The organism is Micromonospora humida, assembly GCF_016901255.1.
Lineage (GTDB): Bacteria > Actinomycetota > Actinomycetes > Mycobacteriales > Micromonosporaceae > Micromonospora > Micromonospora wenchangensis.
In genome coordinates this window covers 127,517-153,131 of record NZ_JAFEUC010000013.1, presented here as the reverse complement: position 1 = coordinate 153,131, position 25,615 = coordinate 127,517, and the positions used below count along the sequence as shown (strand labels likewise).

At 69.7% G+C, this 25,615-nt stretch carries 21 protein-coding genes; 14 read left to right on the top strand and 7 right to left on the bottom strand.

Features of this window, described 5'->3' with window-relative positions:
- Positions 1–159 precede the first annotated feature (159 nt).
- Both JQX11_RS24315 and yidD read left to right on the top strand, forming a co-directional pair.
- Positions 160–1,239 (top strand): hypothetical protein, encoded by a 1,080-nt coding sequence (locus JQX11_RS24315; RefSeq protein ID WP_204927272.1) that lies wholly within the window; start codon positions 160–162, stop codon positions 1,237–1,239.
- A gap of 113 nt (positions 1,240–1,352) precedes the next feature.
- Complete coding sequence (gene yidD / locus JQX11_RS24310; RefSeq protein ID WP_088641832.1) at positions 1,353–1,736, top strand: membrane protein insertion efficiency factor YidD; 384 nt, start codon at positions 1,353–1,355, stop codon at positions 1,734–1,736.
- A gap of 15 nt (positions 1,737–1,751) precedes the next feature.
- Here yidD and JQX11_RS24305 read toward each other — a convergent pair whose 3' ends face one another.
- A complete protein-coding gene (locus tag JQX11_RS24305) occupies positions 1,752–1,988 on the bottom strand; it encodes a hypothetical protein (protein WP_307826338.1) in 237 nt (78 codons plus the stop codon).
- Between the two features lie 98 nt (positions 1,989–2,086).
- Here JQX11_RS24305 and JQX11_RS24300 point away from each other — a divergent pair, with 98 nt between their 5' ends.
- The 6 genes from JQX11_RS24300 (at position 2,087) to JQX11_RS24275 (ending at position 10,266) form a co-directional block, all read left to right on the top strand.
- Positions 2,087–2,788, top strand: coding sequence for a TetR/AcrR family transcriptional regulator C-terminal domain-containing protein (locus JQX11_RS24300; protein WP_307826337.1), 702 nt, complete (start codon positions 2,087–2,089; stop codon positions 2,786–2,788).
- A 54-nt stretch (positions 2,789–2,842) separates the two neighbouring features.
- The gene (locus JQX11_RS24295; RefSeq protein WP_204927271.1) at positions 2,843–4,003 is read left to right on the top strand and encodes a phosphotransferase family protein; all 1,161 of its coding nucleotides are present in this window, start codon (positions 2,843–2,845) and stop codon (positions 4,001–4,003) included.
- A gap of 96 nt (positions 4,004–4,099) precedes the next feature.
- Positions 4,100–8,401: a PDDEXK-like endonuclease domain-containing protein gene (locus tag JQX11_RS24290; RefSeq protein ID WP_204927270.1), complete on the top strand. Its 4,302-nt coding sequence runs from the start codon at positions 4,100–4,102 to the stop codon at positions 8,399–8,401.
- A gap of 113 nt (positions 8,402–8,514) precedes the next feature.
- On the top strand, positions 8,515–8,868 hold the full coding sequence (locus tag JQX11_RS24285) for a type II toxin-antitoxin system RelE/ParE family toxin (RefSeq protein ID WP_204927269.1): 354 nt from the start codon (positions 8,515–8,517) through the stop codon (positions 8,866–8,868).
- Positions 8,865–9,164: a helix-turn-helix domain-containing protein gene (locus JQX11_RS24280; RefSeq protein ID WP_204927268.1), complete on the top strand. Its 300-nt coding sequence runs from the start codon at positions 8,865–8,867 to the stop codon at positions 9,162–9,164. The genes JQX11_RS24285 and JQX11_RS24280 overlap by 4 nt, the downstream gene beginning before the upstream one ends.
- Positions 9,165–9,261: 97 nt before the next feature.
- Positions 9,262–10,266 carry a trypsin-like serine peptidase gene (locus JQX11_RS24275; RefSeq protein WP_204927267.1) on the top strand — a complete coding sequence of 335 codons (1,005 nt, stop codon included), beginning with the start codon at positions 9,262–9,264 and terminating at the stop codon, positions 10,264–10,266.
- Positions 10,267–10,378: 112 nt separating this feature from the next.
- On the opposite strand, the gene JQX11_RS24270 is transcribed toward JQX11_RS24275, so the two are convergent.
- Entirely contained in the window at positions 10,379–13,447 is a 3,069-nt protein-coding gene (locus JQX11_RS24270) for a DEAD/DEAH box helicase (RefSeq protein ID WP_204927266.1), read from the bottom strand.
- A gap of 189 nt (positions 13,448–13,636) precedes the next feature.
- Between JQX11_RS24270 and JQX11_RS24265 the strand changes: the two genes are divergently transcribed.
- Positions 13,637–15,442, top strand: a complete 1,806-nt coding sequence (locus JQX11_RS24265) for a GmrSD restriction endonuclease domain-containing protein (protein WP_204927265.1) — start codon at positions 13,637–13,639, stop codon at positions 15,440–15,442.
- Positions 15,439–16,458, top strand: a complete 1,020-nt coding sequence (locus tag JQX11_RS32710; protein ID WP_204927264.1) for a CBS domain-containing protein — start codon at positions 15,439–15,441, stop codon at positions 16,456–16,458. Before JQX11_RS24265 ends, JQX11_RS32710 begins: the two co-directional genes overlap by 4 nt.
- A 231-nt stretch (positions 16,459–16,689) precedes the next feature.
- On the opposite strand, the gene JQX11_RS24255 is transcribed toward JQX11_RS32710, so the two are convergent.
- The gene (locus tag JQX11_RS24255) at positions 16,690–17,280 is read right to left on the bottom strand and encodes a GNAT family N-acetyltransferase (RefSeq protein ID WP_204927263.1); all 591 of its coding nucleotides are present in this window, start codon (positions 17,278–17,280) and stop codon (positions 16,690–16,692) included.
- Positions 17,280–18,791: a helix-turn-helix domain-containing protein gene (locus JQX11_RS32705; protein WP_307826336.1), complete on the bottom strand. Its 1,512-nt coding sequence runs from the start codon at positions 18,789–18,791 to the stop codon at positions 17,280–17,282. The genes JQX11_RS24255 and JQX11_RS32705 overlap by 1 nt, the downstream gene beginning before the upstream one ends.
- 208 nt (positions 18,792–18,999) lie before the next feature.
- On the opposite strand from JQX11_RS32705, the gene JQX11_RS24245 reads away from it, so the two are divergent.
- The 4 genes from JQX11_RS24245 (at position 19,000) to JQX11_RS24230 (ending at position 21,827) form a co-directional block, all read left to right on the top strand.
- Positions 19,000–19,422 carry a glycine-rich domain-containing protein gene (locus tag JQX11_RS24245; protein ID WP_307826335.1) on the top strand — a complete coding sequence of 141 codons (423 nt, stop codon included), beginning with the start codon at positions 19,000–19,002 and terminating at the stop codon, positions 19,420–19,422.
- Positions 19,423–19,485: 63 nt separating this feature from the next.
- Positions 19,486–20,301 (top strand): hypothetical protein, encoded by an 816-nt coding sequence (locus JQX11_RS24240; RefSeq protein WP_204927262.1) that lies wholly within the window; start codon positions 19,486–19,488, stop codon positions 20,299–20,301.
- A 303-nt stretch (positions 20,302–20,604) separates the two neighbouring features.
- Positions 20,605–20,883 carry a globin family protein gene (locus JQX11_RS24235; protein ID WP_204927261.1) on the top strand — a complete coding sequence of 93 codons (279 nt, stop codon included), beginning with the start codon at positions 20,605–20,607 and terminating at the stop codon, positions 20,881–20,883.
- A complete protein-coding gene (locus JQX11_RS24230) occupies positions 20,880–21,827 on the top strand; it encodes an FAD-binding oxidoreductase (protein ID WP_204927260.1) in 948 nt (315 codons plus the stop codon). The genes JQX11_RS24235 and JQX11_RS24230 overlap by 4 nt, the downstream gene beginning before the upstream one ends.
- Positions 21,828–22,007: 180 nt before the next feature.
- On the opposite strand, the gene darG is transcribed toward JQX11_RS24230, so the two are convergent.
- Genes darG through JQX11_RS24215 form a run of 3 tightly spaced genes read right to left on the bottom strand, consistent with a single transcriptional unit; the run spans position 22,008 to position 25,356 of the window.
- Positions 22,008–23,090, bottom strand: a complete 1,083-nt coding sequence (darG, locus tag JQX11_RS24225) for a type II toxin-antitoxin system antitoxin DNA ADP-ribosyl glycohydrolase DarG (protein ID WP_204927259.1) — start codon at positions 23,088–23,090, stop codon at positions 22,008–22,010.
- On the bottom strand, positions 23,087–23,773 hold the full coding sequence (darT, locus tag JQX11_RS24220) for a type II toxin-antitoxin system toxin DNA ADP-ribosyl transferase DarT (RefSeq protein ID WP_204927258.1): 687 nt from the start codon (positions 23,771–23,773) through the stop codon (positions 23,087–23,089). Before darT ends, darG begins: the two co-directional genes overlap by 4 nt.
- Before the next feature lie 2 nt (positions 23,774–23,775).
- Positions 23,776–25,356, bottom strand: coding sequence for a restriction endonuclease (locus JQX11_RS24215; protein ID WP_232378469.1), 1,581 nt, complete (start codon positions 25,354–25,356; stop codon positions 23,776–23,778).
- Positions 25,357–25,615: the final 259 nt, after the last annotated feature.

The window sequence follows — 25,615 nt, the reverse complement described above, 5'->3', positions numbered from 1 at the left end:
CGAAGGTGAGCCGGTGTGCGGTTCGTCGTGGTCCGAGGGATTTCCCTCCCCCGATCGGGTGGTAAATCCGTAATGCCGGGTCCGTCGGTCTTGTTCCTGCCGTTGAGCCGGGTGAACACCCCGGTTGGTGGCTCGCACGGCGGAGGGGTCGGCGCGGCGATGACTGATTCGACGGGTTCCACCTGGCGCTACACCTGGGCACGTCAGCAGAACGAGCGACGACGGCGGGCCTACCGCACCGTCGAGCGGGCCTGGCGACGCCGCGACGACGAACTGCGACGGCTCCGGGCCCTCGCCGTCGGCCTGCAGGGCACCGCGGCGGCCGGGGTCGGCCTGCCGTTGGCGTTGGGCCCCGGCGAGGCGGTCCTCCGGGCGGTGCCCGGCGCGCAGCTGGTCGAGGTCCGCCACACCACCGTGCTACCCGCCCCCGACCTGGTCGTCGAGGCGGAGCCGGGGCCGCTGCGTCACCGGCTGCCCGACGGGGTCCGGGCCACCGACGCCGGGATCGCGGTGGTCACCAACCGCCGGCTGGTCCTGGTCGGCGGGCGTGGCCGGCGCGACTGGGCGTACGGGAGGATGACCGGGCTGCTGCACGACCCGGCGGCCCCGGTCACCCTGATCCAGGTCCTGGACCGGCGGCAGACCTCCGGCGTGCTGCTGCCGCCGGGCGCGGCGGCCGAGTTCCGGTTCGTGCTGACCCTGGCCTTCGCCGACGCCATCGAGCAGCGGCCCGCCGTCCTCGCCCAGCTCGACGAGCTGATCGCCCTGCACGCCGAGAGCGCGCCGTTCCGGCCGGCGATCGCCACCCCGGCGCAGGCCCGGATCAGCGCCCGCGTCCCCGGCGGTCGGCGGACCGTCGCGGTGGCCGCCGCGCTGACCCTGGTGGTGCCGGCGGTGCTGGTCGAGTCCGATCCGCCGGTCACCCCCGAGGTGGCGTCGGCGGCCACCGCCGCGCCCGGTCCGGGCGTCACCCGGCCGCCACAGCCGTCACCGTCACCGTCCGTGGTGCGGGAGCGGCGCTGCGGGGCGCCGGCCAACCCGATGGGGTACGACTACTGCGGCGGCGAACGCGTCCGGGAACCCGACCACCGGATCTGCGACTGGTTCGACTGCGTGCCGCAGTTCTGGGCCGGGCGGGGCTACCTGGTGCTGTGCCGCGACGGCGCGGTCAGCCTGACCGGGGGGCAGCCGAAGCCCTGCGCCGGCCACGACGGCGTCCGCCGCGCCGTCCACCGCTGACCCCCGGGGTGTTTCCCACGGTTGGGGCGAAATAGTGGGGTCAGGCCCGGGCCGATACCGCCACTTCGGCCCACCGGCGGCCCCGACAGCGGGGCTGGCGCGACCGTCGCATCATGTACGGCGTGATCCATTTCAAGCGTAAGCAGCGCAAGAAGAAGCGCGACTGGTGCGACGCCGACTGCGACGGCTGCGACTGTGACGGCCTGCCCTGCTGCGACTTCGGCCTGTTCTCCCTGCTGCTCACCCTCGGCGCGGGCGCGGCCCGGGTGAGCCGGGCGCCGGTGGTGGACCGGGCGGGCCGGGCGGCGATCCTCGGTTACCGGCGGTGGTTGTCGCACCGCTGGCCGGGCCAGTGCCGCTACACCCCGACGTGCAGCGCGTACGGGCTGGCTGCCGTCGAGCGGCACGGCCTGGCCGTCGGCGGCCGGATGGCGGCGGACCGGCTGCGCCGGTGCCGGCCGGGCGTTCCGCGGGGCACCCACGACCCGGTCCGCTGACCGTCGGGCAGGGGCCTAGGCGACGACGTCCCGGTAGACCTCGACGTCGTAGATGAGCCGGACGGGCTCGCCGTTGGTGGTGCCGACGAAGACGGGTTCCGCGGCGGGGGTGCGCCCCCGCCGCCACACCTCGGCGCGGGCGGCGTCCCGGGATTCGCGGTGGACCTTCCCGGCCCGGTGCAGTTCCACCACCCGGCGCGCGGTGTACCGGTCGCTGTCCAGTTGGATGCGCATCAGCGGCACGGTCGTCACCGCCCTTCCGCGAGTACCCACCGTCCACCGGGGACGCGGTCGGCGGACCTTAATCTAACATCGTTAAATTAACTGCGCACGGTACTAGGCTGCTGCGGGTGGACGCGACCGAATTCAGTGGCCGACCGGACGGCCGACCCGCCCCCATCTGGCTGCGGACGGAGCCGGCCCGCAACCGCCGGACCACCCCGCTGACCCGGGAACGGATCGTGACGGCGGCCGTCGACCTGCTCGACCGCACCGGCGTCGACGGGCTGACCATGCGCCGGCTGGCCGAACGCCTCGCGGTCACCCCCACCGCCCTCTACTGGCACGTCACGACCCGGGACGACGTCCTCGACCTGGCCGTCGACCACATCTTCGGCGAGGTGCCGCTGCCGGCCGCCGGCCCCGACTGGCGTGCCGACGTGCGCACGCTGACCTGCGGCTGGCGGGCGGCCATGCTCCGCCATCCCTGGGCCCCCGGCCTGATCGGCCGGCCCATGCTCGGCCCGCACGTCCTCGCCCGGACGGAGTTCCTGCAGGCGGCGCTGGTCCGCGCCGGGCTCACCGGCCGGCACCTCGCCGTGGTCACCCGACTGGTGGCCAACTACGTGATCGGCGCGGCGCTCACCGAGGCCACCTGGCGGCAGACCGACGACCCCGGGGCCCGCGCCGAAGCCCGCCGGCACCTCGTGGCCAACGCCGCCGCCTACCCCACCCTCACCGCCTCGGGCCACCTCGACGACGGCCGGTGGAGCGACGACGACCTCTTCGTCCGGGGCCTCGACGCGATCCTCGCCACCGCCCCGGGGAGCTGACCGCCGCCGGTATTCGGCTCGCGCGCCGACCGGGCGGCTCGCTACCGTCCGGCCATGGTCCGCACCGTCCGCCTCGTCCTGGTCGACGCCACCGGCCGGACGCTCGGCGCGCTACCCGACTTCGACGTGCCGGTGCCCTGGTGGCAGGACGCGGCGGCGGTCGTCGCGGGCGCCCGCGCCGCGTACGACGTCGAGGTGACCGTGCTGCGGCTGCTGACCGGGCGGCGCGGCCGGCCACCCGGGGGCCACGTCAGCTACCTGGCCGAGGCGGCCGGCCCGGTGCGCGTACCGCTGCTGCCGGCGGAGGCGGTGCAGCCGGCGGCGCATCCGCTGCGCGCGCCCTACGCGCAGCCGGGCGGACCGGCGGCGAGCCTGGCCTGGGCCGCCACCCAGCTCGACCGGCTGGGCCGGCCGGCGAACGTGTCGGCACAGGAGCGCACCTGGAACCTGTCGGCGGTCTGGCGGCTCGACGGGCCGCACGGCACCGCCTGGCTCAAACAGGTGCCGGTGTTCTTCCGGCACGAGGCGGCGGTGCTGCGGCTGCTCGCCGACGACCCGGCCACCCCGAGGCTGCTCGCCGCCGACGACGAGGGGCGGATGCTGCTCGACCACGTGCCGGGGGAGGACCGCTACGGGGCCGACCCCGCCGAACGCGCCACCATCGCCGCCCGGCACCACGCCCTCCAGATCCGCACGCTGCCCGCCGCCGACCGGCTCGTCGCCGCCGGAGTGCCGGACCTGCGCGGTGCTGCCCTGGCCCGGTGGCTGCGCGCGACGCTCGCCCCGCACCAGGCGCACCGGCAGCTCGCCGACGTCGAGACGCTGCTCGACGAGGTGACCCGGTGCGGGCTGCCCGACACCCTCGTGCACGGCGACCTGCACCCCGGCAACGTCCGCGCGGACGGGCGGCGACACACCATCATCGACTGGGGTGACGCGTTCGTCGGCCACCCGGCCTTCGACATCCTCCGGCTGACCGAGCAGCTACCCGCCGGGCCGGCCGCCGCCCTCGTCGCCGACTGGTGTGCACGCTGGCGGGCCGACGTGCCGGGCTGCCGGCCGGAACGGGCGGTGGCGGTGCTGCGGCCGGTGGCGTGGCTGCGCATGGCGGCGGTGTACGCGATGTTCCTCGCCGGCATCGAGCCGAGCGAGCGGGTCTATCACGACCGGGACGTGCCGGAGAACCTGGCGCGGGCGAGCGCCGAAACCGGCTGACCGCCGCCGGAGGTGAAGAATGCCGACCGGAGGTCCCGTCCGGGAGGAATTCGCCGGTAGGGTGCCGGGGACCGCCACAGCCAGCAAAGGTGCCGCATGCTCTCCCGCGCCACGTCCGACATCGAATCGCCCGCGCTGATCCTGGAGCGCACCACCGCGCTGGTCGACTACCTGATGGCCGTCCGCGCCCAGCTGGAGAAGCCGGCCCGGACGGTGCCCACAACGGACGTGTTCTGGCAGCACGACCTGCCCGAGCACCCCGACTGCCAGGTGGGCGTCTCGGCCGACGGGGTGAGCTGGCTCCAGGTCGGCCTGCCGGCGGCACCCCGGCGACTGAAGACCCCCGTCGAGTTCGTCGCGCACCTCGCCGACACCCCGCCCTACCCGGCCGAGCCGAGGCTGACCGGCGACGAGGAGACCATCGCGCGGCTGCGACCCCGCTTCGAGCAGTGGCGGGAGCAGGACTGGCGGCCCTGGGCCGAGCAGGCCGCCCGCACCGACCGGGTACGCCAACTGCACCGCGCCCTGTTCGACCTGATGCACCGGGTCGACATGACCGCCGCCAGCCACGAACTCGTCTGGGGCCACGGCGTCATCCGCGTCGAGGTCGCCGGCCACCAGGTGCGGTACCCGCTGGTGGTGACCCCGGTCGCCGTCGAGTACGACCCGGACCGGTCAGTCGTACGGGTGGTGCCGCAGGGGCCGGCCCGGTTGCAGACCGACCCGCTGACCGGCCTCGACGAACGGTACCTGCGGCAACTGCTGGCGCTGGCCGGATCCGGCGGGCAGCTCGACCTCGACGTCTGGGCGGAGTTCGACAGGCGGGAGTTCTTCGAACGCGCGCTGCGCCGCCTCGGCCACGACCCGGTGCTGCGCGACGCCGACGCCCCCGCCCCCACCGGCCCGTACGTGCACGACACCGGGGTGCTGTTCGTCCGGCCCCGGCAGCGGATGCTGCGCCGGTTCCTGGAGGAGCTGAGGGCCCGGCTGCTGGCCGGCGACACCACCGGCATCGGCGCGCTCGCCGCCGTCCTCGCCCACGAGCCGAGCCGGCTGGAGATGCCGCAGGACCAGCCGCAGCGGTGGCAGCCGCTGGGGGAGCGGCTGCTCATGCCGCTGCCCACCAACGAGGCGCAGGAGTCCATCGCCCGCCGGCTCGCCCAGCACCGCAACGTCGCCGTGCAGGGGCCACCCGGCACCGGCAAGACGCACACCATCCGCAACCTCATCTGCCATTTGATGGCGCACGGCAAGCGGGTGCTCGTCGTCGCGCAGAAGGAGGACCCGCTGCGGGTGCTGCGCGACGGCCTGCCGCCGGAGATCCAGCCGCTCTGCCTGGCGGTGCTCGGTCGTTCCGCCGACCAGCTCGTGCAGCTCCAGCTCGCCGCCCGGGAACTCTCCGACCGGGGCGCCACCCTGGACCGTCGCGCCGAACAGCAGCGGGTCGACCGGCTGCGCCGGCAACTGGAGGAGGCCGAGCGGGACCTCGGGCTCGCCCTGGCCGGCCTGCGGGCACTCGCCGAACACGAGTCCGCCCGGTACGAGATCGACGGCGTCCGGCTGTCCCCCGGCGACGTCGGCGGGTGGCTGCGCGAACGGGCCGACCGGTACGGCGACATCCCCGACCCGCTCGCCCCCGACCTGGACGCCCCGCTGACCGCAGAGGAGTTCAGCGACCTGCTCGACATCGCCCGGCGTACCCGGCGGGCCGACCGGGCGCAGGCGTTGCGGGAGCTGCCGACGGCGGCCGACCTGCCGACCGCCGAGGCGATCCGGGACGACCGCCGGGAGTTGGCCGCGACCCGGCACGAACTGGACCGGCTCGCCGACGCCGGGGTGCTGGTCGCCGAGGTACGCGCCGTCGGGCAGCCCGCCCTGGAGGAGCTCGGCGGGCAGCTCCGGGAGGCGCTGACCCTGCTCACCGAGCGGGAGGGCGCGTGGACCGACCGGCTCGGCGCGCTGTCGCAGGCCGATGCGAACTGGCGGATCCGGTGGGAGGACCACGTCGCCGCCAGCCAGCAGGCCCTCGCCGACCTGGCCGCCGCCGCCCGGGTCATCGCCGGGCACGAGGTCGCCGTCGCCGAGATCCACCTGACCGAACCGCGCCGGCTGCTGGCGCTGCTCGACGAGCTGCGGCAACGCTTCGCCGCCGGCAAGGGCGTCAACAAGCTCTTCCAGGGCACCCTGGCCCGGATCGCCACCGACTGCCGGATCGACGGCGAGGTGCTGCGCAGCGCCGACGACGTCGACATCGTCGTCGCGTACGTCACCCGGCGTCGGCTGCGGCAGGCGCTGGCCACCCGGTGGGCGGAGTGGCGCGCGCCGCTCGGCCTGCCCGCCGGGGTCGGCGACGATCCGGAATACTGGACGGGGCAGCTGCTCACCGCCGCCGCCACCGCGCTGGACTGGGACCGGCGGCGCTGGCCGACGCTGCTGCGCACCGTCCGCCGGGTGCTGCCGCGCGCCGAACACACCGTCGACGTACGCCGGCTGGCCGCGCTGATCGCCCTGCTCGGCCGGGCCACGGCGGTGTTCGTCCACGACGAGCTGGTGGCCGAGGAACACCGGCTCGACGCGCTGCTCCAACACGGCATGTCCGGGGTGGACGCCAGCGACCTGTGGCGGCTGCTCGACCACGCCTACCAGGGTGACCTCGACGGCTGGGACGCCCTGCTCGACGAGGTGCGCCGGCTCGCCGCCCTGCGCCCCGAGGCGCAACGCTTCGCCCAGCTCACCGGCCGGCTGCGGCCCGTCGCCCCGGACTGGACCGCCCAGCTCGAGGACGGCACCGCCGCCGCCCTGCACGGCACCGGCGCGGACTGCCCCGACCGGTGGCGGTGGCGGCGCGCGCAGACCTGGTTCGACCAGGTCGTCGGCAGCGTCGACCCGGTCGCCCTGGGCCGGCGCGTCGACCGCACCCGGGAACGCATCCGCCAGCTCACCCGGGAACTCGTGGTCGCCTCCGCCTGGCTGGAGGTGTCGCTGGCGTTGGACGACCGGCGGCGGGCCGCCCTCGCCGACTGGACCACCGCCCTGCGCAAGATCGGCAAGGGGACGGGGAAGAACGCCGCCCAGTGGCAGGGCCACGCCCAGAAGGCGATGACCGCCGCCGTGGACGCCGTGCCCGTGTGGGTGATGTCCGTCGACCGGGCCATCGAACAGTTCGCCGGCGGGGCGCGCTTCGACGTGGTCATCGTCGACGAGGCGTCGCAGGCCGACCTGTTCGCCCTGCCCGTCCTCACCCTGGCGCAACGGGCCGTCGTGGTCGGCGACGACCAGCAGATCGGGCCGCAGCTCTCCTTCGTCGGCAGCGTCACCGGCCTGATCAACTCACACCTGGTCGACGTGCCGTCGGCCGAGCACTTCGACCCGGAGAGCAGCCTCTACGACCACGCGGTCCGCCGCTCGCCCGAGCGCATCCTGCTCACCGAGCACTTCCGGTCCGTACCGGCGATCATCGGCTTCTCCAGCGACACCTACTACGGCGGCGAGATCGAACCGCTGCGCACCGACCGGCCCGCCGGCATCGGCGACCCGGTCGTCGCCGTGCACGTGCCCGAAGGCGTCCGCCAGGACCTGTCCGGCTACGGCAACGTCAACGTCGCCGAGGCCGAAGCGCTCGTCGCCCGGGTCGCCGCGATCGTCGCCCATCCGGCGTACGCGGGGCGCAGCATCGGCGTGGTCAGCCTGCTCAGCACCAGCGGGCAGGCCCTCTACCTGCTGGCCCGGCTGCGCGAGGAGATCGGCGAGGAGGAGATGGAACGCCGCCGGCTGCGCGTCGGCGACTCCTACACCTTCCAGGGCGACGAGCGCGACGTGGTGCTGGTGTCGACGGTGGTCTCCCCGCACCACGGGCCGGTCGCCCCGTTCACCAAACGCGACCACCACCGCCGGGTCAACGTCGCCGCCTCCCGGGCCCGCGACCAGCTCTGGGTGTTCCACTCCGTGCAGCCCGACGACCTGCGCCCCGACGACGCCCGGGGCCTGCTGCTGCGTTACTGCCAGAGCGTCACCACCGCCGAGGAGGCGTACGACGACCTGGAGCGGCGCTGCGACAGCGACTTCGAACGCGAGGTGCTGCGACGCATGCTGCGCCGGGGGCTGCGGCCACTGCCGCAGTTCCGGGTCGGCTCGTACCGGATCGACTTCGTGCTGCCCGCGCCGGACGGGCGGCGGCTCGCCATCGAGTGCGACGGGGACGCCTACCACGGGCCGGAGCAGTGGGAGAGCGACATGCGCCGGCAGGCGGTGCTGGAACGGGTCGGCAACTGCGTGTTCGTGCGGATCCGGGGGAGTGTGTTCAGCCGGGACCCGGAGGCGGCGTTGGCCCCGCTGTGGCAGCGCGTCGAGGAGCTGGGCATCGAGGGTCATCGGAAGGTCGAGGAGCACTCGTCCTGAACGGTCGCTGCTGGCTGATACCGCTCTCCGCCCGTGCCCTGAGCTTGATGGGTAACCCGACACGCGAGTGGCACTAACGGTGAGTGACTGCCTCAAGTTATAGCATCGACGCTATGGCCTGGGGTAGCGTGGAGCTGGAACCAGAAGTCCGAGACTGGTTGGAGGAACTGCCGAGCACCGATTTCGCGCGAGCGGCGTTCTATATCGACCTTCTTGCCAGTCGAGGTGTTCTTCTCGGCGAACCTCACACCAGGCAACTGGACGGCAAACTCAGAGAACTGCGCTTCTACCTGGAGCACAGCGCGGTACGCGTGACGTACTGGATAGCTTCCGAGCGGAGGACCATCCTGTTGACGGTGTTCCGCAAGACGCGGATGCGGGAGGACCGGGAGATCCAGCGGGCTCGCCGGGCGCTTGAGCAGTGCATGGCGGAGCGGCACACCGTGAACGAGGGGGCAGAACGATGAGTGATCGCGTCGACTGGAACGACCTGCGTGGCCGCCGGCTGGCCGAACCCGGAGCAGCCGAGGCGTACGAGGCGACCCGAATCGCCTACGAGCTGGGCCAGGAGGTTCGGCATCTGCGTGAGCGAAGTGGCTGGAGCCAGAGTCAGTTGGCGCGAGCTGCCGGGATGACGCAGTCCGCCGTAGCGCGGTTCGAGGCTGGCGGGACGATACCCACTCTGCCCGTCCTGGAGCGGCTGGCCGGCGCCCTCGACATGCGGCTCGATGTCAGGTTCACGCCGAACGCCGACGCGGCCTGAGAGCCGACCCTCCTCGCACCGGAGCACGCTGAGTCGCGACCGATCCCGGGAAGGCGCACCAACGATTTCCTGACAATCCGGCCGTACGTTTCCCGTCATGACATCGAAGCCAACCCCCGGTCTGCGTCGTCGCGTCGGCGTTGCGGGAGCGGTCACCGCGCTCGTGACGACGACTCTGACCGGGCTCGCTCAGCAGCCCGCGACCGCCGCTCCCGGCCCGGTCGCCACCCATGCCGTGGCCGTCACCGCCGCCGAGCGGCAGGCGGTGCTGGCGTACTGGACGCCGCAGCGGATCGCGGCCCTGAAGACCCCCTCGGCGCAGGTGCCGCCCGTGGCGAAGCCCGACGGTGCACCCTGGACGCGGACGGACGCCGTGTCGCGTACCGTCGGCCGGCTCTTCTTCACCGACCACGGGGAGGACAGCAGTTGCACGGCGACCGTGCTGGACAGCGCCAACCGCAGCACCGTGGTGACCGCCGCGCACTGCGTGAACAACACCGACCTCATCGGTGAGGACAACCAGTGGTCGCGCAACGTGCTGTTCATCCCCGGCTACATTGACGGCCGGGCCCCGTACGGCAGGTTCGTCGCCCGGCTGTCGGTGGTCTCCCCGACGTGGCTGCTCAACGACCAGATCGAGAGCCTCTACGACTCGTACGACCAGGCGTTCGTGGTGCTCCACCCGAACAGCGACGGCCGCCGGGTGCAGGACGCCGTCGGCGCTGCCCAGCGGATCGGCTACGACGTGCCCGGCGCGCGGGTGGTGCACCAGTTCGGCTACCCCCGGGCCAGCTCCGACGAGGCCCGCGAAGGGCTGCCCGAGTACACCGGTGAACGCCTCGCCTACTGCGCCGGCCGGGCGGTGGAGCAGCAGTCCACCGAGGACTGGCCGGAGCCGCCCGGCCAGTGGGGAACCGAGTGCGTGATGGGCGGCGGCTCCAGCGGCGGTCCCCGGTTCACGAACTTCGACCGGCACACCGGGCTCGGCACCGTCGTCGGCGACAACTCCCACGGCTACATCCCGGGGAAGCGTTACCTGGTGGGGCCGCAGTTCAGCACGGCGATCACCCGCCCACTCTTCCAGCGGGCGCAACACAGCTGATCCGGACTGGCACCGGGCAGCCCATCCCGTCACGGGTGTGGGCGTCCGGTGCCGACGGCGGGTCCTCTCCGCCGCGAGGCAGACGATCAGTCGGACGGTCTGTCACCGCCCCTCAGGCGGCGATGGTGCGGGCCGCCGCGTACAGGTCGGCGGGTAGCGGGGTCGCCAGCTCCCACACGATCCGCATCGGCCGTTCCCCGCTGTGCTGCCGGTAGGTCATCGGCCCGGCGTACAGGTAGGCCGGAGCGCCCAGGTCGCGGTCCGGCACCCGGGTCTCGCGGACGAACAGGTGCACGGTCGAACCCCGTGCCGCGTGGTGGACGTACCGCTGCCCGGTAGGGGAGGACTCCGAGGTGGTGCTCTGCGACTCCCACTGGAACAGCCGGTCGGTGATGGCCCGGTCGGCGTACATGGTGGTGGGCGAGTAGTGCTGCTCCGACTTGACCAGGGTGACGAAGAACAGGTCGGCCTGCTCGGCTTCCAGCCACTTCACGCCTTCCCGCAGCGACCCGGGATTCGGCATCCCGAACGCCGCGCACGCCTCGTTGCGGCTGTACCGGGCGTGCACCCGCAGCACGCCGACCGGGGCGGTGACCCGGTGGATGCGGTCCCGCAGCACCTCGGCGACCTGGCGCAACTCGGTGCAGCGGGCCGGCGTCGCCCAGAGCCGGCTCAGCCGCTCGTCCCGGGAGGTCAGCGGCACGTTGGGTCCCCACAGGTCGAAGTGCAGCATGTCCCACAGCCGCCCGGCCGGCGGCGGGTCACCGGCGGCGACCCGGGCCAGCAGGTCGAGCCGGTCGACGTCGTCGAGGTGCAGCATCCGCCCGATCGCCCGGCCCAACTCCCGGTCTGCCGGGCCGGGGGCCGAGGTGTCCAGGCCGGCGAGCCGCCGCAGCCCGGTCCACCCGCCGATCGACGCCGACCGGTAGACGTCCTCGACCTCCAGGCCGGTCTCCCGCAGGAACTCGGCGAGGCTGACGTCACCGAGCTGCCGCAGCTCGGCAACCAGACCCTTCTTGGACGTGGGCAGCGCGGTGCGCAGGTTGGCGAGCACGATCTCCCTGGCGACCCGGTCGAGCTGCACGTGGCAGCCGCTGGGCAGCGACGGGAAGTCCTGCTCGACGGCGGCGCTGACGGCCCGGCGGCTGACCCCGGTCAGCGCCCGCCACCGCAGGTCGAACCGGAAGTTGGCGTGCTGCGCGCCGATGAAGTCGAGCACGGTCAGGCACGGCTTGTCGTCGTCGAGGCGCAGCCCACGGCCGAGCTGCTGGAGGAAGATCGTGGCGCTCTCGGTGGGCCGCAGCATCAGGATCGTGTCGACCATCGGCAGGTCGACCCCCTCGTTGAACAGGTCGACCGTGAACAGCACCCGCAGCTTCCCGGCCCTGAACTCCCGCAGCAGCCGGTCGCGCTCCGCACGGTCCGCCCGCGACGTGACCGCCGCCGACGGTACGCCGTGCCGGGTGAACCAGTCGGCCATGAACTCGGCGTGCCCGATACCCACGCAGAACCCGAGCGCCCGCATCCGGCCGGTGTCCACGGTGTCCCGGACGGCCCGGAGGATGATCCGCGCCCGCGCGTCGTCACCGGTGTAGACCCCGTCGAGATCCGCCAGGTCGTACCCCTGGCCGCGCCGCCAGCGCAGGTGCGAAAGGTCCGTGTCGTCGTGCACCCCGAAGTACTGGAACGGCGCGAGCAGTTGCCGCTCCAGCGCCTCCCACAGGTGCAACTCCACCGCCGCCCGGCCGTCGAACCACCGCCGCACGTCGCCGCCGTCGGCCCGGTCGGGCGTCGCCGTCAGCCCCAGCAGTACGCGTGGAGCGAGCCGCTCCAACAACCGGGCGTACGTCGGTGCTTCCGCGTGATGGAACTCATCGACGATCACCATGTCGTACCTCTGCGGGTCGATCTCCCGCCGGTGCAGCGACTGGATGGAGGCGAAGACGTGCGTCCAGTGCGTCGGCACCTGCCCGCCCACCAGTGTCTCGCCGAAGCTGCCGTCCCCCATGACCTGCCGGAACGTAGACAGGCTCTGCCGCAGGATCTGCTCCTGGTGGGCGACGAAGAGCAGCGAGTCGACGGTCTTGTTTCTGTGTAGCCGCCGGTAGTCCAGCGCGGCGACGACCGTCTTGCCGGTGCCGGTCGCCATCACCACCAGGTTGCGGTGCCTGCCGTGCACCTGCCGCTCAGCGTCCAGGTCGGCCAGGATCTCCGCCTGGTACGGGTACGGCCGCACGTCCAGGTTGGCGATCTGCGTCGGTTCGTCGGTGCGGCGTTCCCCGCTCAACGCCCGCCGCAACCGGTCGGCGTCCCTACCCGGGTCGTAGGTCTCGAACGCCGGGTCGTGCCAGTAGTCCTCGAAGGTGGCGGTGAACGTGTCGATGACGTGCGGCTGCTCGATGTTCGAGATCCGGACGTTCCACTCCACCCCGTCGACCAGCGCGGCCTTCGACAGGTTGCTCGACCCGACGTACGCGGTGGTCAGCCCGTGGCGGCGGCGGAACAGCCACGCCTTGGCGTGTAGTCGGGTGGTCCTGGTCTCGTAGGAGACCTTGATGTCGGCCCCGAGTTCGGCGAGCCGGTCGAGGGCGCGTTGGTCGGTCGCGCCCAGGTAGGTGGTGGTGATGACGCGTAGCTTGCCGCCGCGCCCGATCAGCTCACGAATGGCGGGTTCGACGATGCGCAGGCCGTGCCACTTGATGAACGCGCAGAGCAGGTCGACATGCTGCGCCGAGGCCATCTCGTGAGTGACCTCGTGGCCGATGCGGGGCTGGTGCTTGCCGTTGACCAGCAGCGCACCGGTGGAGAGCGGGGTGGTGGGGCGCTGCGGGAAGGTCGGTTGTGCCGGGGGCGTGGGTGGGGCGGCGATGGCGTGCAGGAGGTTTCTGGCGTCGGCGATCTGGTCGTGCTGGTCGGTCGCAGCGGGGCTGAGAGTGGCGATGGCCTCGGCGATCCGGTTGGTCAGGTCGACCTGGTGTCGGACCTTGTCGTCGCCGTTGGGGACGGCTTGCAGGGCACGGCTGATCAGGGCCGCGAGGTGGCGGGTGAGGGGGTGGTGGGCGTCGGCGGGGTCCAGGGGGTGGTGCTGGACCTGGGCCGGATCCAGGGGTTGGAGACAGGCAGCGACATGGTGGGTGACCAGGTGTTCGTAGATCCCCATCGCAAGCCCGTCGTCGTCCATGAGGGTGGAGGTTAGCGTGTGTGTCAGCTCTGCCGACTTCCGCCGACTGGGGGGTACCCGGGGTGTCCGTCGTGTGCCGCAGTCGATTACCCCCAGGGGATTCTCCGCTGAGTCGACCTTGACCATCAGAGTGACGGTCGATAATCTGACCGGTTCGCTCTCACGATAGGTTCCCAGGGAGATCGCTCGATGGCGCTCGACAGTCCGAAGCTTCACGAACTCTTGAAAGACATCAAGTCGGGGATATTGCAGCTGCCAGACTTCCAACGCGAGTGGAAGTGGGATGACCAGCGGATCCGCGAGCTGATCGCCACGGTAACCCTTGACTATCCGCTCGGTGTTGTGATGACGCTCGAGACGGGTGGTAAGAAGCCCTTTCGTCCTCGTACCCTGACCGGCGCTGAGGCCGGTCGGGCGGTTGTGCCTCACCTTCTGCTGTTGGACGGTCAGCAACGGCTCACCTCCCTGTTCCAGGCCCTGCACCTTGACCAACCGGTGCGGACCGTCGATGATCGCAACAAGGACCTTGAGCGTTGGTATTACGTGGACATGGAACGGGCTGTCGGTTCGTCCACCGACCGCGACGAGTCCATCGTTTCCGTACCGAAGGACCGTGTCCTCCGTTCGAACTTCGCTCGCACGATCAACCTCGATCTCAGTAGTCGGTCGAAAGAGTGCGGCGCGAGGCACTTTCCACTGAGCGATGTTTTCAACAGCGACAAGGTCACCGCATGGCAGCGGGAATTTGTCAAGCTCGACGATGAGAACTGGGAGTTGTGGGCCAAGTTCGAGCAACAGATTCTCCACAACATCAGATCGTTCCAGATTCCCATGATCAAGCTTGCGGCCTCAACCACCAAGGATGCCGTCTGCTCCGTGTTCGAGCGCGTCAACACCGGCGGCGTTCCGTTGAACGTATTCGAACTGCTGACCGCCACCTACGCAGGCGACAGTCAATACGAGCAGAACCACGGCGACTACTACCGTTTGCCGGACGTGTGGCAGGACATCAAGCGGATCCTGGCCACCGCATATCCGGTCCTGGGACGCCTGGAGCAGGGGGTCGACGATGGCTTGAGCACCAGCGATTTTCTTCAAGCCGTCACCCTGGTCAACACATGGGAACGCAAGAGGACCAAGCCGAACATGGCTGTTTCCTGCAAACGGCGCGACCTGCTGAACCTGCCGCTGGATGACTTCATTCGGCTTGCGCCCAGGGTGGCGAGTGCCTTCGGCTGGGTCGGGGGGTTCCTCAACGAGCAGTTCATCGTCCGACAGGCCGACCTTCCCTACCGAACCCAACTCGTGCCTTTGGCGGCGGTGCGAGCGATCCTCGGTGACCAGGCAGATGAGACCGACACCCGGGAACTGCTCACCCGCTGGTACTGGTGTGGCGTGCTGGGTGAAATGTATGGGGGTGCGACTGAGAGTCGCTTCACCCGTGATGTTGAGCAACTCGTTGCCGCGGCGAAGGGTCAGGCGCTGAGCGTGCCCGACACCATCACGGAAGCGGCCTTCCTGGCCGACCGGTTGGATACCCTAACCACCCGTAACAGCGCCGCCTACAAGGGAATTTTTGCGCTGCTCGTCAAGCAGGGTGCCGTCGACTGGTACCACAGCGAATCTGCTTTCACCCCGGGGTCGATCCTGCAGCATGCCGTCGACATTCGTCATGTGTTCCCGAAGCAGTGGCTGGCCCGGCATGTCCCCGGTGACTGGCGAGGCAATTCGATCGTGAACAAGACCCCTTTGTCCTACCGGGCGAGCAAGAGTCTGACGGGTTCGCCATCGGCCTACCTGCAGGTGCTTGCCAGGGAAACCGGCACGCGGCCCGAATGGTTCGACGACGTGGTCGCCACTCACGTGATCAATCCGGACTTGCTGCGTGAGGACGACTTCGACAAGTTCTACGACGACCGGTCGGCCAGACTGGTTGAACTGGTCAACGAGGCCATGGGTAAGCAAACGGTCTTCCGTATCGAGGTGGACCGGTGAGTCCGTCTCTTCCGAGCCGTGAGGCGCTGCTCGATCTCAAGGGGAAGACCATAAGGGTTCCTGCCCTCCTGGAAATGTTTGGTGAACGTGTCCGCAATTATCAGACCGTTCCCCTGATCCAGGAAGCGTTGCATGAGGTGGGCCTCGACACTCATCCCTCCTTCACGACCTGCGGACTCAAGACCGACATGCTGATCGTCCCTCAGGTGGCGGTGCCGTTCGTCGAGGAGGAAGCCGAAGAGGAGGTGCAGACAGGCACGTTGCCCCAGCAGCCACTTCGGATCGGCGACGTGCCTTCGGCCCGTGCGGGAATTGACTCGGTCACGTCCAAGTCGACGCTGAGTTCCGCCGCGCATACGATGCGCGTGAAGAACTACTCGCAGCTGCCGGTGATCGACGGGCTTGCCGATCTCAAGGGTGTCGTGACCTGGGACTCCATCACTGCGCGGTACGAGATCGGCGAGACTAATCCCACGCTCGCAAAGTCGATGGTCCGTGATGCGATCCCCGTGGCGGAAGTTCACCAGGAACTCTTCACTCGCCTGCCCGAGATTCAGCGTCACGGATACTTGCTGGTTAGGGAGAACAGCGGCGTCTTCGTGGGGATAATAACCGGCTCTGATATCGCCAAGCGATTCCAGAATATTGCATTGCCATTCTTTCTGGTCGGTGAGATCGAGTTCCGTCTCCGGAGATGTCTGGGGCCAAAGCTCGCTGGCGATTCGGTCAAGAAGTTGAAGGGGGAAAATCACTCAGGCGACTTCTCCAAGCTAATGTTCGGCGAGTATGTCAGGCTGCTGGACTGCGAGCAGGGGAACGGGAAGCAACGCCTCAATGCGGTGGAGAACTGGAAACTGTTGGGCTGGGGTGGAGTGGACAGGTCCCAGTTCGTGGCTCAGCTGGACAGGGTGAGAGTCATACGTAACCAGATTGCTCACTTTGACGAAAAGGCGCTCAGTGACCAACAGATTGACGAATTGAAGGAGTTCTCGGGTCTGCTCAAGCAGCTACTCTGAGGAATCTGACCCCGGCCGTGCGGCAGCCATGTCACGGCTGCCGTCGGGTGTCGGGCCTGGCTTGCCGCTGGCCACGATGTCGCTCCTCGTGGCCAGCGGCCACCCGGTAAAGCGACGGCCCTGCCCGGATGGGCCGCTGTCGCACCGAGGATCATTGTGAAGCAACTCCGTGTCTCCACCCAGATTCGGCTGCTGTGTCCCCGAGCCGGTCGCCTCTGGGCAACCCACCCGTCACGGGCGTAGGTTGCCCGGAGCGGCCGGCGGCCTCTCAGGCGAGGACACCTTGCGCGAATCGTGGGTGAGAATGTCGAACACGGGCGCATCAGGCCAGTTGGGTTTGAGTCGGGTAATGGTCTGCCACCCCCAGGATCGGTAGGCGGCCTGGGCAGGGCCGTTGTCTGGCCGGGCGAGAAGGGTCATTCGCTTCTCGTGTCGACTACTGACCAGGTCGTCATGTAGTGCGCGTGCGACGCCTTGCCGCCGCCAGGCGGCCCGCACCAGCAGTTCGCAGATGGCAAAGGTGCGTTGCCCGTCCTCGTCGGTGAAGCCGGCCGGTACGGGCTCCTCAATGCCATCCCACCATCGGGTGTCGGGTGCGAGTGGGAACCCGTACACGTAGCCGATCAACTCTTCGCCCAGCCTCGCGGTGATCAACACCCACCCGGCGCGCTGTCGATGGGCCGAGAGTTGGCGACGGTAGCGGTCCGCACTGTAGAACCCGCCAGCACCCGCGTGAACCTCAAGGTAGAGGTCGACCAGTTGCTCGATGATTCCTTCGGATTCGGTCGCGCCGTAACGGCGGAGGGTCAGCTTCTCGTTCATCAGACGACCTCGCCGTCGAAGGCTTCGATGAAGTTCCGGACAGGGGCGGTCGGCCGGGTCACCTGACCCAATGCCGACCGGATGTCGGCCAGGTGCCGAGTTACGCGCCGGGAGTTCATCTGCTTCACCTCAGGTAGGAGGCCAAGCGCCATCAGGGCAGCCTGGTTGACGTCGCCTTCTCGGTGAGTTGCCTCAGCTAGTCTGACGCGGTAGTAGACCTGGTTGCGCCGGTGCGCGGGGGACGAGTTGGCGATGGCGTCGCGGAGCGCCTCGGCTGCGCGTCTCGGTTGGTCGAGGGAGAAAAACGACAGTGCTTCCAGGCCCTGCACCTCTTGAAAGTTGACGAAGTGGATGAACTCCGGGTCGCTCTCGTGCGGGCCCCGCTCCAACTCTTGGCGTGCCTTGCGCATCTCGCGCTCAAACGCGCTGCGGTCCTGAAGCGCGGCGAATGCGCATGCCCGGCGGAGGTGCAGGAGTGTCCGTAGGCGTGGGGTGGCCCAGCCGGCGGATATCCGGAGCGCGGCGTCCGCGCAGTGCAGCGACTCGGTTGGTTGGGAATCCCCGTTGAGGAGTGCGAGTTGCGCGAGCGCGCGTACCTCGACCTGGGGATCGTCGGCGAGGCGTGCCCTGGTGATGGCGTCGTTCAGATACGGACGCGCAACCACCCGACGGCCGGCGTCGATCGCCAGCCATGCCGTCTGTGCGGCGAGGTCGGCGAGCGATGCCTGGAGGGCTTCACCGACGTCTCGGCTGTAGCGTGCCTTCGCTGCCCAGGATGAGAGGCGGCCATGAACGTGCATGGCAATGTCGCATAGCTGATTGGCGCCGGCCACCGCGTCGGCCTGCCGGAACTCCCTCACCAACGAAGTGGCCAGGCGGACGTGTTCGAGGCCGATGGACGGAGACTCGTCCGCGAGTGTGGCGAGGAAGCCCCACTCGCCCATGGAACCAAGTCCCGCCAAAGCTGCCAGCGTATGGAACTGCCGGCGGTCCGTCGTGACCACCTCCTTTATCGGTATCTCGAACGACGCTGGCAACGTGGGTGACCCCACGAGGTTCCCACGGTTGTGGCAATCCGGCTCCGGAGCGGCCGTCCTTCTGGCCGGGTCCGCAGACGAGATGAGCCGAGCGTCGGGCAGGCTGAACCACAACAGGGTGTCCGGTATCCCGAGGATCTTCGCCCAGTGGGCCAGCCGATCCAGGTGTACCACCGGCGACCCGTTCTCGACCCGGCTCAACTGTGCCTGAGTGATCCCGAGCCACCCAGCCACCACGGTCTGAGAAAACGCCGACCGTCCGTGGTACGGATGGAACCGGTACGCCCGGATGACCCGGCCCAGATGACGGGACGCGAGCGCCTGCCGTAGCGGCTCATGTGCCCAGAACGACGCCGGCACCGCCGGTGGCGCGCTCAACCGGTCGCGCTCGGCGGCCTGGCAGGGCGCGCACCGCCCACTGTCGTTGTCGCGGGCCAGCCGTCCGCCGCACCTGGGGCAGTTGGTGTGTGTCACCGGCAACCTCGCCAATCGCGGGCGGCTGTATCCGAAGTTGAGCCTATCCATTGAACCCGCTGCGTGGTCGAGTGGCATACGCAGCGCGTATATCGATGATGCTCGCACTGTCATGCGGGAGCGGCACGGAACGGGCCAGCCTGGGCTGGACACCAACGGAAGGAGCGCCATGCTGCTGATCAGCGCAACCCGTGCCGGGAGGGAACTCGTGTCTGACGAGCTCTTCACCCGGCTGGCCCGTCGCATCGCCCATGACCACCCCGAGTTGTCCCCGGACCTCCCACCCCGGATCGTGGATCAGGCGCTGGCCTTCCTCGGGGCCTGCGCCGTCACCACGGAACCGATCGGTCCCTCCGAGATCGTGGACATCGGATGGCACACGTTCATCCTGCACACCCGCGACTACGCCGACTTCTGCCAGCGGACCGCCGGCCGGTTCATCCACCATGAGCCGGAGCCCACCTCCGACGACCCGCCCCCGTCGTCGCCGGAGCCGATCGGTGCGCCGCTCTCCCGCACCATCTCCGCGATCGTCGCCGCCGGTTTCACGCTCGACCGAACGCTGTGGGCCGGTGTGGCGATCGAGTGCACGCAATGCCACGCGGGCTGCACTGACAGTCCCACGCGGTGACGCGACGGTGAGGCGGCCCGGAGGCATAGGCTCTCCGGGACCGCCTCACCGTCGGAGGCCCACATGCCACGCCGTCAGCCTTGGGAAGAGTTGCCCGACAGGGTTCGCGATGAGGTGTCCCGCCACATCGGCCCGATGCGCTCGGCGGTGACGGTGCCGTCCGGCGCTTACTGCGACCTGGCTGTCACCCTGGACACCGCTGCCGGCAGGTTCTTCTGCAAGGGCTGCCAGGTCGACGGACCGACCGATTGGCTCCACCGTAACGAGGCCAGGGTCAACAGGTGGCTCCCGCCCGCCGCGCCACGCCTGCGTTGGACCGTCGAGCAGTCCGGCTGGCTGCTGCTCGGCTTTGACCACGTTGCCGGCCGGCATCCCGACCTGGCTCCAGGCTCTCCGGACCTCGCACCGCTCGCCGATCTGCTGGCCGGGCTGGCGCACACGTTGACGCCCGCCCCTCCGGTGCCGATCCAGCGCTTCACCTACCGATGGCGCGACCTGATTGCCCCCGAACTGGTCGACGGTGACACCCTCCTGCACACCGACATGACGCCACGGAACTTCCTGCTGGGCGATCGTCCACACCTGGTCGACTGGTCCAGTCCCGCCAGGGGCGCTGCCTGGATCGACGCCGCTTTCCTCGTCCTGCGGCTCGTCCGCGCGGGACATGAGCCGGTCGATGCCGAGACGTGGGCAGGGCAGATCCCCGCCTTCGCGGCAGCGCCCGGCGATGCGGTCACCGCCTTCGCAGATGCGCTCGTTCGGCTCTGGGAACGCAAGCAACGCACCGCCCCTGGACCCCACCACGGTCCGCTCCTCGCCGCTGCCCGTCGCTGGTCGGCGTATCGATCCCACCTTCGTGCGTATACCCACGGCGCATGACCGTCGCGAACATCCAGGCATAGCGAGCTACGGATCTGCGACCAGGGTTGATGCATGGCCCGGGGCGGGTGCTGGGCTCCGGGGCGTGTCGATCCGAACGACGCGACCTCGTCCCCGCCCGCCCCGGTGCCCGTCACCCTTCCGCCGAGAAACAGGGGCCGCAGACACCATGAAAACCGCCGCAACAGACCCCCCGTCCCGGCCACCGACGAGGAGGAGGAAGCGCAGCGCGCCAGCGAACACACCCCGTACCCGTGCCTGCTGTCCGATCGTGAGCAGGGCACCCGAGGGCGGTGCGCAGTCATGACGCCGCAGGAGATCGTCCACCGGTGGTTGCGGCTGGTGACGGCGGACGCGGAGCTGTCGCCGTACCTCGTCGGGGTGGATCGGGTCCGGCTGGCCGCGCACCTGACGGCGAGCGTGACCGCCGCGCTCGCCGGGGAGCCGGCGGACGCCTGGGGTGGGCTCGGCCTGTCCGAGGAGCAGCATCGGCGCATCGGTGACTACCTGGTCGGGGTGTGCTGGGCGGCCGACCTGCCCGAAGGGCGGATCGCCCGGGTGCGGCGGGCGGTGGCCCGGTGAGGGAGGCCGACGAGTTGCGGTCGGCGCTGCCGGATCGGCTCGCCGCCCACGATGCCGAGCTGCTGATCGCCACGCTCCGCCGGCTCGCCACCGACCCGGAGCCGGCGGCGCAGGCGGTGACGCTGACCGTGCTGGGCCATGCCTTCCGCCGGTTCGCGTTGCTGCCGCATGCCAAGCTGATCAGCGCGCTGGCCGGTGCCGACGTGCCGGTGGAGTTGCTGCGGCAGGCGGCGGGGCGGGCCGACGACGATCCGCCGTGGCGGCCTGCCCAGGTGCTCGCCCGCGACATCCCCGGCGACCACATCGCCGTCCTGACGGTACGGCCGTGGCGGCGGCTGCGCTACCGGCCCGGCCAGGCCGTCGCCGTCAGCACGGAGCGTAATCCCGGTCGGTGGCGCTGGTATTCCCCCGCCAACGCGCCCCGCCCCGAGGGCACCGTCGAGCTGCACGTTCGTGCCGTCCCCGCCGGCAGCGTCTCGGTCAGCCTCGCCCATGAGATGAACCCCGGCGACGTGGTCTGGCTCGGGCCGCCCCGCGACACCGGCCAGCACCTGCGCGACGGTGACCTGCTGCTGGTGGCCGGTGGCACCGGTCTGGCCCCGCTGCGCGCCCTGGTCGAACAGGTCGCCGCCGCCCCCGACGGTCGCCGGGTCACCCTGGTCGTCGGCGCCCGCACCTTCTTCGACCTCTACGACCCGATCGTCCTCGACAAGCTCCAGTGCGCCCACGACTGGCTGACCATCGTGCCCGTCTTCTCCGACGACCCCGAGGCGCACCCGACCGAGCAGGGCGACGCGCTCACCACCGCGCTGCGCCACCACCAACCCCACCAGCAGGTGTACGTCTGCGGCCCGCCCGCGATGCTCGACGACGCCCGCCGCTGGCTGCCCCTGGCCGGGGTGCCCGTGGATCGTCTCCACCTGCCCGGCTTACTGGCCGGATGATGGGGTTGTGCCGCCATATCCGCGAATGCGACGAGGCACTCGCTGGGAACCGGGTATCACGAGTGCCCTCCAGCGACTGGCAGACCACCCGAGCCGCTTGACATCAGGGCTACGACTTGCCGCGCGGACCAACTGACGAAGCCGACCCGGAAGCGGCGTGACCGGCCGGCTTGAAGCCGGTCAGGCCGACGACGCGGCCAGGCGGGGTAGCAGGCTGGCGGACTGCAAACGCTCGTACGCGGTGGTGACGTGCGCCGGGGTGAACAGGCGTGCCTTCCGCCCGCTCCACGCCTGGACACGTTCGATCAATTCGTCGAGGTCGCTGGTCGGAGGCTCCACCTCACCGGCGAAGTGCACCGTGGCGAGCAGTTCGAGGCTGTACGGAGACTCAAACCCGTCCACCAGCACAGCGATGCGGTCGAGCGCTTCCGGCATCCGGTGGCCGGCAGCGAACCACGCGGAAACGGCCTCGCTGGTTCCGTCGGTTAGGTGGATGGGACGCAACTCCTCGACCCGGGAGGATCGGTCGCCGAAGCCGATCAGATAGTGGCCTTCGAGTCGATCGAGAACGTGGTTAAGGTTCTCCGCGTACGGCCCGTAGCGGCCCCGGGTGAAGGAGAGGCGTAGCGGCTCCCCGAAGACCTGGAGAAAGTAGGCGATCTTCTGGATTTCCAGGTTGGTGATGCCATCCCGGGGTTCCAACGCGCGGGCGCGGTCGAGATAACGTTCGATGGCCCGCAGCAGTGTGGCGCGTCCGGCGGTCAGGGCCGGTTTCCGGGTGGCGACCGGCATGTCCGCCGGCTCCGGAGCGCCCTCCGGAGGGAACACCAGCACCTGGACGTCGGGCAGTTCGGCGAAAGCCTGCTCGATCATCGGTTGGACCATGCCCCAGTCGAGTCCACCGTTGCCACAGCCTAGGGCCGGCAGCGCCACCGAGCGGATCTGATGTTCCCGGACGACCCGGACGAGATCAGTGAGACCGGACTGGATGTCGGACAACTTCGAGCTGGCCTTCCAGTGACCCTTGGTCGGGAAGTTGATCACGTAGCGGCGGGCGCCGAGCAGGCCGGAATCAAACACGAACATCCGGCCCAACTGGACATCTTTCGCCGTGCAGGCGGCTCGGTAGGCCGCGTAGTTGGCGGGGAAGGCACGCTTGAACTGGAGGGCGATTCCCTTGCCCATGACGCCCACCGTGTTGACGGTGTTGACCAGGGCCTCGGCGTCGGCGGTGAGCAGGTTGCCATGGCTAACGACGATCATTCGCGCACCTCCCTCCGGGTGTAGCCGTAGTACCAGTCCGGTCTGACAGCGACGTACGGGTTGATGATGCCAGCAGAACGGAGGAGCCGCCTCAGCTGTGTCTCCCGTGCCGTCGTCCGTACGGCATAACCGGCGACCAGCTCCAGCGGAAACTCCCGGTGCACCAGCAGCTCGGCCATCCGTCGCCGTCTGCGATCCGGGTCTTCATCGGTGTTCTTCCAATCTTTCTCCAGCATCAGCGGCCAGTCCACCAGATGAGCAAGATCTTCCAGCTTCCGGGAGAACGTGGTGGGCGAGGCGGCACAGTTGCCATCGCTGGCCACCCACGGCAAGGCCGCCTGGTTGACACGGTCGACTGAGCTGACCAAGTAAACCAACGGGTCGTCCCCACCCGGGTAGAAACCAGACTTACCGGTCTCATGATCCTTAGCGATGCGGAACATCATCGGCGAGCAGGGCGCGAAGTAGAAAGGTACGTAATCGGCGACGAACCCGCCGGGTGGGCAAGGTACCGGTTTAGTCCGTCGGCTGGTCTTGATGGGCACCGAACCTACGTCGGTTACCAGGAGCGAGCCCACCACGCTGTCCGCGACGAGCTTTCGCGCCGCCAGGATCGCCGGCAGGTTGTCAATATGGGTGAAATGCATGATCAGCGCCTGTTCGGGTGGACGCCGTATGTCCATGCTCAGTCCAGATCGCTGGGGTCGATCCGGGCCGTCACCCCCGCGTGTTCGCCGAGCAGGTAGAGCAGGTTGGAGCCGTCGATCAACTCCAGCGGCTTACCCGAGGCGAACTCGTACGAGGCAGGTCCGTAGCCGCTGGTGGTGACGAGAATGCCCTTCGACGCACCCTCGTTCTGCAGGGTGCCGAAGAGGTCCCGCACGGCGGACACGTCGACCGTGTTGCGGTAGCGCTTGGCCTGGATGACGACCTTGCCACCGAAGATGGGGCGCGGGTCGAAGGCGACGCAGTCCACGCCGCCGTCCCGGGACGGGCGGGTCTGCTTGGTGTCCAGGCCCATCTTGGCGAAGAGGTTCTGGATTAGGCTCTCGAACTCGTTCGGGGTCAGCCTGAGTAGGTTGGGTCGCTGGTCCAGGTCCGCCAACACGTCCACCTCGTCGATGAACCGCTTGTCGACCATGTCGAACTCCAGCACTGGCCGGACCGGTGCCAGCTCGGCGGGCCGTTTCGACACCGAGGCGTTGAGATGCGCCAGGCAGGCGAGCGGCTCGACCAGGCGCAGGTTGAGCGCGGTGAAGGTCTCGCGGGTGGTCCGCAGCGTCACCAGGCACGGCTGGACGGACGCTCCGGTCCGAGGGTCGGTCGTGTCGACGATGCCGTTGAACACCACCGTGTCGACGAGCTTGGACCGGTCGGCCTCGAACAATTCGTGCACCGTCCGCAAGGTGACCCGGGCGACGAGGACGGCGTACCGCTCCTTGATCTCCTTGCTGGGCCGCGCGGTGGTGGTGATCTCGTCGCGGGCCTTGACGTAACGGTATTCGCGTACGGCGGGGATCACATCGAGCGTCGGCAGGTGATACTCCACCACAAGTTGGCGGGATTCCGGAACGTAGGCCAGTCGGTAGTGCTGCGGGAAGTCGTCTGGGTAGACGGAGTTCCCCAGGACCATGCCGAAGTAATCGACCACCGCGGCCGGCTCCGCCGCGGCGACGGCTGCCGCGAAGCGGTCGATCTCCGCGTTGTGCGCGTTCACCTCCGCGTCGACCTTGGCGCACTTCTGGAGATAGCGCTGGTGGGCGGCGGCCAGCTTCCGCTGACGTTCGGCCTCGGTGGCGCCGTGTTCCGCCTGTGCCTGCACGAATGCCTGTTGAGCTGCAGCGAACTGCTGCTGGTACTTGGCCTGGCCGCCGAACATCTTGCCCAGGAACCCGGGCGGGGCCGGCACGAACCGCTGCCAGTCGGGTGGTGTCAGCGGCACCCCGAGGTTGCCGGGCTTGAACGGGGCGTGCTCAACCGACTTACGTAGCCGGCGAAAGTCGATGTAGTCGTCGACGTCGAGAGTTGCGGCCAAGAGATTGTCCAGGTCGTCGAGGTGCGCCTGGAGGCCGGAGTTGTCGGCGGCTACCTCGGCCATCCGTGCCTCGACGTACAGCCGCTTGCGCTCGCGCTCGTTGGCGACGGCCGTCCGCTGGGCGGCCTTCAAGGCGCGTTCGGCATCTCGACGCAGTTGCTGGTGGTGCCGGTGTGCGGCAGCTTGAGCCTGCTTCTGGGCGCGCACCTGCCGTGCGTGTGCCCGCTGCATCTCTTGGAGGATGCCCACGTAAGTCCTATGTGTTGCGAGGGATGACGGAGCCGACACCATAGCCATTGAGCGACTGGGTGGATACCCCCAGCTATCGTCGCTGATCATTGCGACGGGGCGTTACGCGTACTTCCTCCTGACTGTGGGGTGCCCTGAGTCGGATGCCAGACAAACGCAGGGCTGCCTCGATGTGCCCAGCCCTGACCACGTTTTGTGCCGTGAGCTGACTCTCGTCCGGCAGGTGCCGCGCTAGGGCATG

What these genes read in the sequence shown, in the direction of transcription:
- JQX11_RS24315 (WP_204927272.1), top strand. Translation starts at nt 160, where the DNA reads ATGACTGATTCGACGGGTTCCACCTGGCGCTACACCTGGGCACGTCAG.
- yidD (WP_088641832.1), top strand. Translation starts at nt 1,353, where the DNA reads ATGTACGGCGTGATCCATTTCAAGCGTAAGCAGCGCAAGAAGAAGCGC.
- JQX11_RS24295 (WP_204927271.1), top strand. Translation starts at nt 2,843, where the DNA reads ATGGTCCGCACCGTCCGCCTCGTCCTGGTCGACGCCACCGGCCGGACG.
- JQX11_RS24290 (WP_204927270.1), top strand. Translation starts at nt 4,100, where the DNA reads ATGCTCTCCCGCGCCACGTCCGACATCGAATCGCCCGCGCTGATCCTG.
- JQX11_RS24285 (WP_204927269.1), top strand. Translation starts at nt 8,515, where the DNA reads ATGGCCTGGGGTAGCGTGGAGCTGGAACCAGAAGTCCGAGACTGGTTG.
- JQX11_RS24280 (WP_204927268.1), top strand. Translation starts at nt 8,865, where the DNA reads ATGAGTGATCGCGTCGACTGGAACGACCTGCGTGGCCGCCGGCTGGCC.
- JQX11_RS24275 (WP_204927267.1), top strand. Translation starts at nt 9,262, where the DNA reads ATGACATCGAAGCCAACCCCCGGTCTGCGTCGTCGCGTCGGCGTTGCG.
- JQX11_RS24270 (WP_204927266.1), bottom strand. Translation starts at nt 13,447, where the DNA reads ATGGACGACGACGGGCTTGCGATGGGGATCTACGAACACCTGGTCACC.
- JQX11_RS24265 (WP_204927265.1), top strand. Translation starts at nt 13,637, where the DNA reads ATGGCGCTCGACAGTCCGAAGCTTCACGAACTCTTGAAAGACATCAAG.
- JQX11_RS24255 (WP_204927263.1), bottom strand. Translation starts at nt 17,280, where the DNA reads ATGAACGAGAAGCTGACCCTCCGCCGTTACGGCGCGACCGAATCCGAA.
- JQX11_RS24240 (WP_204927262.1), top strand. Translation starts at nt 19,486, where the DNA reads ATGCCACGCCGTCAGCCTTGGGAAGAGTTGCCCGACAGGGTTCGCGAT.
- JQX11_RS24235 (WP_204927261.1), top strand. Translation starts at nt 20,605, where the DNA reads ATGACGCCGCAGGAGATCGTCCACCGGTGGTTGCGGCTGGTGACGGCG.
- darG (WP_204927259.1), bottom strand. Translation starts at nt 23,090, where the DNA reads ATGATCGTCGTTAGCCATGGCAACCTGCTCACCGCCGACGCCGAGGCC.
- darT (WP_204927258.1), bottom strand. Translation starts at nt 23,773, where the DNA reads ATGGACATACGGCGTCCACCCGAACAGGCGCTGATCATGCATTTCACC.
- JQX11_RS24215 (WP_232378469.1), bottom strand. Translation starts at nt 25,356, where the DNA reads ATGCAGCGGGCACACGCACGGCAGGTGCGCGCCCAGAAGCAGGCTCAA.